Raw genomic sequence first — 11,425 nt, 5'->3', positions numbered from 1 at the left:
CGGCCCGAAGCTGGGTTTGAAGGGGAAACGATGACGAATCGTGCGGATCGCTCGGCGGGGGGCCGGTCGTCTTCGGCAGTGCGGAGGTGGGGTCGGGCAGGGGCCGGCGTGTTGGCGGCACTGGTCATCGGGTTGGGAGTCCAGTCCTGTGCCTCTACGCAGGTCGCGGTTCCGGCGGGGCCGGGGTCTGCGGCACCGTCGGTCAAGCCGACGGCATCGACACATCCTTCGGACAAGAGCACCCCATCGGACAAGGCCGACAAGGCCAAGCCGTCGAAGGAGTCGAAGCCGTCGGCGAGCAGCACGGCATCGGCGAAGGCCGACCCGACAGCGACGAAGCCGGCGAAACCGGTGCGTCCGAAGGGAAATATCAAGCAGCGGTCCGAGGACACCCACAAGGTGAGCTACGAGTCGAAGAAGCCGTTGCATCAAACCGCGCGCTTCGACGACGGCGTCACGGTCGCCGTCACCAAGGTCACGGCTGCGAAGGCGGCCCCGGTCGGCCCCGGAGAGGTGGGTGGCGCTGCTGTCGCCACCACGGTCAAGATCACCAACGGCAGTGCGGCGCCGATCGATCTCGGCACGGTGAGCGTGACACTCAGCGGCTCCGACGGTACGCCCGGCATCGTCACCACCGGGGGCAAGTCGGCTCCGCTGGCCGGCACTCTCGACGTCGACGGCTCGAGCCGGGGGACCTACGTCTTCACGCTGGCTGAGTCGTTGCGTAAGCCGGTCACGGTTCACCTGCAGTACGGCTCCGGTCGTACGGTGCTGCAATTCTCGGGCAATGTCGGATGAAAGCTCTGATCCTCTGGGGCGAAGAGCGCTCCGCCAATCTCGGAGTGCGTGCGTTGGGCGCTGGGACCGAGGCGATCCTGCGCCGCATCGATCCGGCAGTCGAGGTCAGCCGCCAGGGCTACGGGCCTGGTGATGCTCCGGTGCGGATCGGGTCGCACCGCTCCCAGCTGCGCAGACTGATCCGAGACACCGACGGATTGACCGACTGGGTGAGGCAGTTCGATCTTGTCCTGGACACCCGAGCAGGGGACAGCTTTGCCGATATCTACGGTCTGCAACGGCTCTGGACGATGAACCTGATGTCCGAGATCGTCGGGCGAGCACGCGTTCCGATCGTCTACAGCCCACAGACGATCGGACCGTTCGGCACTCGCCGTGGCCGACTCCTCGGCCGGCGGGCTCTCGGCACGGCGACCGCAGTGATGGCACGGGATCGGCGCAGTGCCGAGGTCGCGGCCGAACTCCGCCGCCCGGTCGAACTCCTGACCACCGATGTTGTGTTCGCCCTTGATCAACTCGTCGCGCTGAAGACCCACGACATCCTGCTCAACGTGTCTGGGCTGCTCTGGCAACCCAATCCGCACGTCGATCATCTTGGCTACCGCAGGTTCCTGTCCCAGCTGTTCCAGCAGGTTCAGCGAAGCGGTCGGCACGTCACGCTGCTTGCCCACGTCATTGATTCGCCGGACCCGGACAATGACGAACCAGCCTGCCGCGAGTTTGCCGACCAGGTCGCAGAGGCAGGTGACGACCGTCCGGAGATCCTGGTGCCCACGTCACTGGATGACGTGCGGGCCAAGATCGCCACGGCCGAACTGGTGATCGGGTCCCGGATGCATGCCTGCCTGAATGCGCTCTCGCTGGGCGTGCCCGCGATCCCGCTGGCCTACTCGCGGAAGTTCGCGCCGTTGCTGGAGGCGATCGATGGGCCGGACAGCATCGATCTGAAGCGGCAGAGTGATTCCGCGATCGATCGCGTCCTGGAGACGATGGACGACCCGAAGGCGCCCGATCGTGCCGGAGCGGTCCGAGACCGTGCCCAGGAATTGCTGGAGCCGGTGCCGAGATTGTTGGAGCGAGTTGTCGCGTGACGGCTCAACAGGACATCCCGCCACACGCCGACCACGAGGCTGACCGACCGGCAGGCAACGACGGGTCGCTCGGCCGGACCGCCGCACGCGGGGCATCGGTGGTCTACGTCGGCCAGGGTCTGCGGATCGTCCTGCAGATCGTGTCGGTGTCGGTGCTGGCCCGGTTGCTGAGTCCTTCCGACTACGGCCTGATCGCCATCGTGATCGCCGTTGTCGGGGTAGGAGAGATCTTCCGCGACTTCGGTCTCTCCACCGCGGCGATCCAAGCACCGTCCCTGAGCCGTCATCAACGAGCAACGTTGTTCTGGCTGAACACGGCCATCGGAGCCGTCCTGACGGTGGTCGTCTTCTTCGGTGCGCCGGTGATCGCGATGATCTTCGGCTATGACCAGTTGATCGGGATAGCTCGCGCCCTGTCGTTCACCTTCTTGATCAACGGCATGATGGCGCAATACCGGGCGAGTCTGGTCCGGCGGTTGCGTTTCAAGGAAACCACCTTCAGCGACCTCGCCGCTCAGTTCGTCGGCATCGCGGCAGCGTTCGTTGCGGCAGCTCTCGGTGCCGGCTATTGGGCTCTGGTACTGCAACAGCTCCTGCAGGCCGCGATCGGTCTGTTGATCTTGGTCCTGCTGAACCGCTGGCTGCCGCGCCAACCGGCACCGCTGGCCGCCGTGCGACCGATGATCAACTACGGATGGAATCTTGCCGGCAGTCAACTGATCGGGTATCTGAACTCCAATGTCGACACCCTGGTGATCAGTCTGCGGTTCAACGCCGCCTCCCTCGGGTTGTACAACCGTGGCTTCCAACTCCTGATGCGACCGCTGAATCAGATGCGCGGACCGACCAACAATGTTGCGGTGCCGGTGCTCGCGCGGGTGCAGGATGACATCCAGCGCTCCAACGGCTACGTGGTCCGTGGCCAACTGGTGCTCGGCTACACCCTGGTGCCGATCCTCGCCCTGGCCTTCGCGGCCGCCCAACCCGCCGTCGCGCTGTTCCTCGGGCCAGGGTGGTCAACGGTCGCCCCAATCATTGCTGCGCTGGCGGTCGCCGGTGCGTTCGAGACGCTTGCCTACGTCGGCAGCTGGGTCTACCAGGCGCGCGGATTGACGCCACAACTGCTGCGCTACACGCTGATCAGCCTGGCAATCAAGATCGCCTGTGTGCTGATCGGGAGCAACTTCGGAATCATCGGAGTGGCTATCGGATATGCCGTCGCACCGGGCATCGGCTGGCCGATATCGCTGTGGTGGCTGGCTCGCATCACACCCTATCCCCGCAATCAGCTCTGGGCCGGGGCCGGCCGCATCCTGGCCTGCGCGGTGCCGGCTGCCGTCGTCGGACGGCTGGTGATCGACCTCGGCGTGTCCGGCCTGCCGAGTGTGCTGCAGATCCTGATCGCGGCAGCGAGCATTGCAGTGGTCTACCTCGTGGGATGCTTGGTCGGTCCGATTCGACGGGATGTCGCCAGCGTGCTTTCGCTGGCTCGGAAGGCGGTCGCCGCACGATGAACTACGAACTCGGTGTCGGCCGTCGGTCGACACCGCTGTACGGCGATGTCGATTAGTGCCTCAACGCTGGTCGTCGCGTTGCTCGGAGCGGCCGGAGCGCTGGCGCTCGGTCTGGTGTTCCGACACCGGCCGCGGGTCGGCGTCGCCGTCTGGCTGCTCGTCGTCGCACTGATACCGGTCTGGACCGGGGTCACGCTGAAGTTCTATTTCATGCCCGCGACCGTGGTCGCGATGGTTCTGCTGGTTTTTGTCAAACATCGGCTCGGCGAGCTGAGGCTGGGACTGCCGGACTATCTGATGGCAGCGTTCATGCTCAGCTGCCTGGCGCCGATCGTCACCGGCGGTGCGACGCTGTCGACCGCTTTCGTCGTGATCACCAGCTGGCTGTTTCCCTACCTGATCGGCCGATTGGTCGCAGGCCTGGTCGGAGTGCGATGGCTGTACGGAGCGGTTGCTGTTGTCTTCACCGTCGTGGCAGTCGGATTGATCATGGAGATGGTGACGGGATGGAATCCGTTCCTGGCCTTCCCGGATCGTAATCCGGACCTGTTTTCCGTCTGGGGTGATCTCCAGACCCGTGGTGCGGTGACTCGGTCCGAAGGAGCATTCGGGCACTCGATCGCGGCGGGCAGCGCGACCGCGATGGCGATCCCGATGGCGTTGGGGTCACGGTTTCGGCCGTGGCTGCGGTGCGCGATGGCCGTCGTGATGGGGATCGGCGTCGTCCTGACCGTCAGTCGGGTCTCCATCGCCGGAGCCGTGATCGGCGTTGTGTTGGTGTTGTTCCTGCTCCGTGAGCTGGCGCCGAGGATCCGGGCCGGTCTGATTCTCATGTTCGGGGTACTGGCTGCAGCTGCTCTGCCGTTCGTCCTGCGAACGCTGCGCAGCGCAGGGGATGAAGCAACGGCGAGCGCCGGCTACCGCGGATCGCTTCTCGATCTGGTGCCGGGCATCTCCGTTCTCGGGATGTCACCGCTGGCTCGCAAGAGTCCTGACGGCAAGTTCTTCTTCGGCACCTTCCGCTCGATCGACAGTCAGCTGATTCTGACCGGCCTGCAGTACGGGTGGTTCGCCCTGATCCTCGGACTGCTGGGGCTGCTCGCGGCCGTACTGATTGTGATCAGTCGGCGGGGGACTGCAGCGACGATTGCGGTCGTCGCGCAGATCCCGGCTCTGGCGACTGTTGCGCTGATCACTCAGTACGCGGACTTCTTCTGGTTCGTAGTGGGCCTGGCGGTCTGCGGTCAGGTGTCGGAGACACTCGCTCGACGAGGACTCGAGGATACGGCGGGCGACCTGGCGAATGCTTCGGCGAAGCTGTCGGAACGGGCCTCGCCCGACCCACGGTCAGGTAGCCTGACTGCGATCGTGTCGCGCTCGGGTGATTCATCCGGACGCGGATTGTTGGGGGAACAGTGACGGTTATCGATTTCTTGCGGAGCGTGCGGCGGCGTTGGCTGTACGTGCTCCTCGGCATCGTCGTGGGCGGCGGCGCCGGCGCAGCTGCGATCGTCCTCACGACACCGCAGTTCGAAGCCAGCGCGACGGTGTACTTCTCTGTTCCGGCGGCGAGCTCGGCCAATGACCTGGCCCAAGGCGGCAACTATGCCCAGCAACAGTTGACCTCCTACGCCCAGCTGGCGACCGAACCGATCGTGCTCGATCCCGTCATCGAGCATCTCGATCTCGATCAGACCGCGGACCAGCTGGCCGGCGCTGTCACCGCGGTGGCGTCGAACAACACCGTCCTGATCACCATCTCGGCGACCGATCCGAGCGCCGATCGGGCGGCGGCGATCGCCAATGCCGTCTCCGATGAGCTGGGAAGCACGGTCAGTCGGCTGTCGCCGAAGTCCGAGTCCGGTAGGGCTACGGTCGACTATGCGATCGCCGGCCGGGCGGCCGCACCGCTGTACCCGAGCTCGCCGCGCAAGAAAGTTGATCTTGGCGCCGGGCTGCTCGGCGGGCTGATCATCGGGGTGCTCGCGGCCGTGACCCGGGACCGTCTGGACACCCGCATCTGGGGTGAGTCCGACATCAAGGAACTGCCTTCACTGGCGAGGATTCCCTTCGACAAGGGCGCGGACAAGAGCGGCCACTCGCCCTTGATCGCGGATTGGGACGAAGGCTCGGCTCGAGCCGAGGCGTTCCGACAGTTGCGGACAGCCATCCAGTTCGCCGATGTCGACAACCCGATGAAGATTGTCGCGGTGACGTCGTCCATGTCGGGGGAGGGCAAGTCCGGCGTTTCGGCGAACCTGGCGATGGCGTTCGCCGAAGCGGGGCACCGTGTCCTCTTGATGGACGCCGACCTGCGCCGCCCGTCGATCGCTGACTACTTCGGACTGGAGGGCTCGCGTGGGCTGACCAACGCCCTGGTCGGGCAGGTCGACATCGACGACGTGATCCAGGGCTGGGGAGATCGGCACCGGCTGTCGGTCCTCCCGGCGGGCGCCGTACCTCCCAATCCGTCGGAGATCCTCGGCAGCCAACGAATGGCGGCGATGCTGGACGACTTCCGATCCGGCTACGACGTGATCGTGATCGACACCCCGCCGTTGCTGCCGGTGACGGACGCAGCGATCATCGCGGCGAAGGCCGACGGTGCTCTCGTGATTGCCCGATACGGCAAGACCAAGCGGCAGGAGTTCGCCGGATCCACCGATGCGTTGCGTGCGGTCGATGCCCGGATCGTCGGGGCGGTGATCAACCGGGTGCCGACCAAGAAGCGCGGCGCTGCCTACGACTACTATGGAGCAGTCAGTGAGACGGCGCCGGCCGCGGCACCCGTGCCGGCGGACGGTCGGGTCGCGTCGGAACCACCGAACAATCCGGCGAGAGCCGAACACCCAGTGGACGACGAACCTGCGCCGAGCCCGGCCCGTGCTGTCGATCCGCAGCGGTCGATGCGCACGTCCGCGGCCACACCTCGTGAGCAGCCCATCCGGTCGTCCTGACGAGCAGCAGCCGTTTGCCTACTCCGTTGGCTGCGTCGATTGGCCGAAGATCATGTCGTTGGCGTGATCGAGCACTCGGGCACACGCCTTGAACGGTCGATAACGTCGCCCGACCGGGTCGCTCAGGTCCTGTCCGTTTCCGGGGATTTCAGATCGCCTCAGCGCTGTCAGCAACTTGTCGGACGTGTCGCGCAGCGGATCCCAGATCCCGGCCTGACGCACTGCGTTGACGCGGTCGGCGAACTGCAGGATCGTGTATACGTTGTCGCGCAAGCCTGGTTCGGTGTCGACGACGGCAGCGCGATGCTCGCGTGTTGCGGTCAGCACCAGGTCTGACCCACTGAGGCTGTGTGTGTCGACGCGGCGAGTTCGCCAGTCAGGATCAACCATGCCCCGGGCGCGGAGGAGTCGCGCAGTGTTGGGGTGCATCTGGTGACCGGGCAGAGCCAACGTGCCGGCTGACGAGACTGTCCAGTCCAGGCCGAGCTGTTGGACGCGGTGGCGCAGCAGGAATTCGGCCATCGGGGACCGGCATTGGTTAGCCGTGCAGACGACGAGCACCCGCAGCTCATCGGATCCGGCACCGTCGCGCTCGGCTGACGGTGGTGTGGTGGCGTTGTTCAAGGTCACGGGCAGCCTCCCGACAGTCCGTCAGCGTGGAGACCCGGCAGGGTCGCTGTGACGCGCACCGATTGTCGCCGATCAGTAGGCGCCCTTCTTCGCCAGCACGGCATAGGCGGTCCGAGCGAGGATCTGCAGGTCGAGACCGAAGGACCAGTTCTCCACATAGCGAAGGTCGAGTCGAACACTTTCCTCCCAGGACAACATCGATCTCCCACTGACCTGCCACAGCCCGGTGACACCGGGCATCACCTTCAGCCGCCGGCGGATGTCCTCAGCGTAGGCGTCGACTTCGGACTGCAGCGGCGGACGTGGACCGACCAAGGACATCGAACCGCCGAGGACGTTGAACAGCTGAGGCAGCTCGTCCAGCGAATATCGACGGAGGAAATGTCCCACCCGGGTGACGCGCGGATCGTTGGAGATCTTGAACAGTGGTCCGGCGCCCTCATTGCTGTCCTTGAGCTCCGCGAGGCGCTTCTCGGCGTCGACCACCATCGAGCGGAACTTGTACATCGTGAACGGCTTGCCGTCGATGCCGACTCGGGACTGCTTGAAGATCACCGGACCCCGGCGATCTTCGAGCTTCACCGCGATCGCGACCGCCGCGAGCAACGGCGAGATGAACAACAGCCCCAGGCTGGTCAGCACAATATCGGTCGCCCGCTTGACATGCCGGGGCAGACCCGTGAAGTGCGGTTGTTCGACATGCAGCATCGGCAACCCCGAGTAGGGCTGGATGTGCATCCGTGGACGTGCGACATCGATCAGTCCGGGATGGACGAACAGATCGACGTCGACGCCCTCCAGCGACCATGCCAACTGTCGCAGGAAGCTCTGTCGGGTGGCATCGGCTCCGGTGACGGCGACCGCGTCACAGTTCAGCTCGGTGGCAGCTTCGGCGACATGCTCGATGTCACCGAGCACCGGGAGGCCCATTGCTTTCGCACGATCAACACTGCCGGCCGGAACGCAGACGCCGGCGATCCGCATTCCCATGCCGCGCTCTCGCTCCACCGCGCGGCAGAGTTCGTCGACGGCTTCCGGGCCACCGACCATGATCACGCTGCGCAAGGTGCCGCCGGAACGCTGCTCGCGACGGAGTCGTTCACCGACGACGACCCGCACCGCAGTGCTGCCGATCGCAGCCGCCGGTGCGCCGATGGCAACGGCTGCGAGCATCCAGTCGAGGCCGAACCACGCGGCAGGGAGAGCCCCGGACACGATCACGATCGCAGCTGCTCGGAGAACGACCTGGAGCGAGCTGCGAGAACCGAGGCGACTGCGCCGATAGCCCCGGGAGGCGAGGATCACGATCGGCCAGACGATCATCGCGGCACATCCGGCCAGCACCCAAGCGACGGCGCCGATGCCGCTCAGGGCGTCGGCCACCACACCGGTCAGGGCAACCGCGGCCACGGCGGCCGCCGCATCGCCGGCAAGCAGTACGCGAACCGATCGCGTGACGAAGCTGCGGAAGTCCGGCGTCCGGGCCGACCGGCGGCCTCGTCGCTCGGCCAGCTCGTCGACGACGCCGCTGGTGGAGAACGTGTTGACGTGTGTGCCGTCGACCAGTTCGTCGGTGCCGATGGGCTCGGCACTCAGAACTGCGACGGCAGTGTCAGGTGCTGACATTGCCTGATATCCCCCGATATCCCCCGATGAAACGCAACTCAGGTCACGAGGGGTCAGGACAAAGCAAAGCCAGATAACGACCGTCGAGATCCGCTGCGCCCCGATGCGCTGGATCCGAAGGTTGGCCATCTCCCCCGAGACTCATCGCGATGCTATCGCGAAGAGGTCCAGGGCACACGGGGAAAGTCCGAATTGCGCAGTATTCTTTTGCCGAACCACGTTCTTGTCCGACTGTTGGACGATCGCCACCTGCGAAGCGAGTCATTGTCCCAGGCGCAACCAGTCCAGTCGAGCGATCTGCAGATCCGCCCAGGGGGCGTCGACGGCGAACTCCGTCAGGGTCGCGGTCGGGTAGCGACTGTTGATCACGTCCAGGGCCCTTTGGTCCGATCCTGGTCCCGCCAGTTGAGCAGCCAAGCTCGGCAACCCGGGGCCGTGGCCGATGATCATCGCGGTGCCGACCTGTTCGGCGATCAGCCGGACCACGTCGAGCAGCGTGTCGCTGCCAGCGTTGTAGACGTCCTCGTCGAACTCGCAGGGCGTGTCCAGCCCGAGAGCAGTCCAGGTCTGACGGGTTCGCGTCGCCGGTGAACAGACAGCGAGATCGGGACGGACAGCGCGCGACCGGATCGCGTTGCCGACCGCGACGGCCTGCTCCAGCCCGTAGTCGGTCAGCTGCCGATCGCGGTCTCCGCGGCCCGCGGCGAAGTCGACCGCCTGGGCGTGCCGCAGCAGCAAGAGGGTGTGCTCCGATGCCATCTGCTCACTCTACGGTTACTGGTGGGAGCATGATCAACCTGTCGCCGTAGAATCAGCCACCATGGCGATGTTCGATCTCGATCTTGATCAACTCCGGCAGTATCGGCCAACGGTGGCCGAACCGGCCGACTTCGACGAATTCTGGTCCAAGACTCTGGCCGCGGCGCAGGACTTCGACCTGGATCCGACATTCGAGCCCGTCGATGTCGGGACACCGATCTTCGACAGCTATGACCTGACCTTCTCCGGATTCGGAGGCACCCGAGTCAAGGGCTGGGTGAATGTTCCGGCCGGCGCGACCGGACCGCTGCCCACGGTGGTGGAATTCCTCGGCTATTCCGGTGGACGCGGGTTCCCGTTCTCCCGCACGGTCTTCGCCTCGGCCGGGTGGGCCCACTTGGTGATGGACACACGTGGTCAGGGATGGAACACCGGCGGCCCGTCCGCGACACCGGATGATGCGCCCGAAGCCGGCTTCAACCACGCGTCCGGCTTCATGACGTCCGGGCTCGATGATCCGAAGAACTACTACTACCGGCGGCTCTACACCGACACTGTTCGCTGTCTGCAGGCGGCGATCAGCAATCCGTTGGTGGACGCGTCCAAGATCGTCGTCGCCGGCGGCAGCCAGGGCGGTGGCCTGTCGATCGCGGCAGCCGGGTTGGCGTCGTACGCGGGAATCGAGTTGGCCGGTTGCGCGCCGGACGTGCCGTTCCTTTGCCACTTCCAGCGGGCGCTCAAGATCACCGACAACGCGCCATACTCCGAGATCACCAGCTATCTGCACGGTTGGCGGGACCGGGTGGAGACCGCCTACCAGACGCTGTCCTACTTCGACGGCGTCAACCTGGGCCGACGTGCGACCGCGCCAACACTGTTCTCGGTCGCGCTGATGGATGCCACCTGCCCGCCGTCGACGGTCTATGCGGCCTACAACTTCTACGGCGAGCGCGCCGGTGGCCAGCCGGAGAAGTCGATCAACGTCTACTCGCACAATGGACACGAGGGCGGCGGCGACTACCAGACCCAGGCCAAGTTGGAGTGGATCGGCCGGATCTTCGGCTGACAACCGGCCCGTGGGTCGGGGCTGGTCCAAGAACCGGTAGACCCATCCGGCCCCACGTCAGGGAGCCGGATCCAGTGCGTTGCGGCCGTCGAGGATCCGGGGATCGGTTACAAGCCCTTTGAGTCGGTCGAGATCTAGTTCGACGTATCGCAAGTGAGCCATGCTGGCCGGATGAACGGCGCCCAAGTGAGCCGCAGCCGATCACGGAGCTGGTGATGCCAGTTTGTGGCAGTAATGTCATGTTCGGTCGTTAGATTTTGCGCTGTCGCATTCGATCGGGATCTCGGATGAAACGAATTCGTCAAAAGGCGCCTCGGCCGGAAATCACGGCCTGAGCCGTCCTGATCATGATGATCAGATCCAGTCGGATTGACCAGGAGTCCACATATCGCAGGTCGAGCCGAACACTTTCCTCCCAGGTCAACAGCGACCGGCCGCTCACTTGCCACAGTCCGGTGAGCCCAGGAACAACTGTCAGTCTGCGACGGACGACAGCATCGTAGGTGTCGACTTCGGACTGCAGAGCCGGCCGCGGACCGACCAGGGACATCGTGCCGAACAGCACGTTGAGCAATTGTGGCAATTCGTCGAGCGAATAGCGACGCAGGATCCTCCCGACTTTGGTCACCCGAGGATCGTGGACCAGCTTGAACAGCGGCCCGGCGCCTTCGTTGATCGCAGTCAGCTGAGCGAGTCTGGACTCGGCGTCGGCGTACATCGATCGGAACTTGTACATCGTGAACGTTGTGCCATCGATGCCGACCCGGCGTTGCCTGAAGATCACCGGACCGGTCGGCTCGCTGATCTTGACCGTGGCGGCGATCAAGATCAGCAAGGGTGCGAGGACCATCAGCCCGATCGCGGTCAGTCCGAGATCAACGATCCGTTTGGACCTGCGCCGCCCCACGGTCGAGCCGGCGTGTCTGGGATTGACGGTCCTGGACTCCCTGCGTAGCCCCGCTGATGTTGATTGTTCGCCGCGTC

Annotated in this window: 10 protein-coding genes; 6 read left to right on the top strand and 4 right to left on the bottom strand. The window is 65.2% G+C overall.

The genetic code is table 11. The features are described from left to right. Window positions 1–108 precede the first annotated feature (108 nt). From BLU38_RS10455 to BLU38_RS10435, 5 genes are read left to right on the top strand one after another with little or no spacing between them, the layout of a single operon-like run. Window positions 109–798, top strand: coding sequence for a hypothetical protein (locus BLU38_RS10455; RefSeq protein WP_091524070.1), 690 nt, complete (start codon window positions 109–111; stop codon window positions 796–798). After that, entirely contained in the window at window positions 795–1,889 is a 1,095-nt protein-coding gene (locus BLU38_RS10450; protein WP_091524066.1) for a polysaccharide pyruvyl transferase family protein, read from the top strand. Before BLU38_RS10455 ends, BLU38_RS10450 begins: the two co-directional genes overlap by 4 nt. Further along, window positions 1,886–3,403, top strand: coding sequence for a lipopolysaccharide biosynthesis protein (locus BLU38_RS10445; RefSeq protein ID WP_091524062.1), 1,518 nt, complete (start codon window positions 1,886–1,888; stop codon window positions 3,401–3,403). Before BLU38_RS10450 ends, BLU38_RS10445 begins: the two co-directional genes overlap by 4 nt. Window positions 3,404–3,415: 12 nt before the next feature. Next, window positions 3,416–4,822 (top strand): hypothetical protein, encoded by a 1,407-nt coding sequence (locus BLU38_RS10440; RefSeq protein ID WP_157683362.1) that lies wholly within the window; start codon window positions 3,416–3,418, stop codon window positions 4,820–4,822. Window positions 4,823–4,845: 23 nt separating this feature from the next. Further along, window positions 4,846–6,360, top strand: a complete 1,515-nt coding sequence (locus tag BLU38_RS10435) for a polysaccharide biosynthesis tyrosine autokinase (protein ID WP_157683361.1) — start codon at window positions 4,846–4,848, stop codon at window positions 6,358–6,360. An 18-nt stretch (window positions 6,361–6,378) separates the two neighbouring features. Here BLU38_RS10435 and BLU38_RS10430 read toward each other — a convergent pair whose 3' ends face one another. From BLU38_RS10430 to BLU38_RS10420, 3 genes are all read right to left on the bottom strand, one after another. Then, window positions 6,379–6,990 carry an arsenate reductase/protein-tyrosine-phosphatase family protein gene (locus BLU38_RS10430; RefSeq protein WP_091524052.1) on the bottom strand — a complete coding sequence of 204 codons (612 nt, stop codon included), beginning with the start codon at window positions 6,988–6,990 and terminating at the stop codon, window positions 6,379–6,381. A 72-nt stretch (window positions 6,991–7,062) separates the two neighbouring features. Beyond that, window positions 7,063–8,616: a sugar transferase gene (locus BLU38_RS10425; protein WP_091524047.1), complete on the bottom strand. Its 1,554-nt coding sequence runs from the start codon at window positions 8,614–8,616 to the stop codon at window positions 7,063–7,065. A 261-nt stretch (window positions 8,617–8,877) separates the two neighbouring features. Continuing rightward, complete coding sequence (locus BLU38_RS10420; protein ID WP_091524043.1) at window positions 8,878–9,375, bottom strand: SixA phosphatase family protein; 498 nt, start codon at window positions 9,373–9,375, stop codon at window positions 8,878–8,880. A gap of 61 nt (window positions 9,376–9,436) precedes the next feature. On the opposite strand from BLU38_RS10420, the gene BLU38_RS10415 reads away from it, so the two are divergent. Beyond that, window positions 9,437–10,441: an acetylxylan esterase gene (locus BLU38_RS10415; RefSeq protein WP_091524039.1), complete on the top strand. Its 1,005-nt coding sequence runs from the start codon at window positions 9,437–9,439 to the stop codon at window positions 10,439–10,441. 301 nt (window positions 10,442–10,742) lie between these two features. Here BLU38_RS10415 and BLU38_RS10410 read toward each other — a convergent pair whose 3' ends face one another. Then, window positions 10,743–11,348 (bottom strand): sugar transferase, encoded by a 606-nt coding sequence (locus tag BLU38_RS10410; protein WP_231920275.1) that lies wholly within the window; start codon window positions 11,346–11,348, stop codon window positions 10,743–10,745. Window positions 11,349–11,425: the final 77 nt, after the last annotated feature.

It is taken from the genome of Microlunatus soli, from assembly GCF_900105385.1.
Lineage (GTDB): Bacteria > Actinomycetota > Actinomycetes > Propionibacteriales > Propionibacteriaceae > Microlunatus > Microlunatus soli.
The sequence above is the reverse complement of the archived record's forward strand: the minus strand, read 5'-3'. Positions and strand labels throughout refer to the sequence as shown.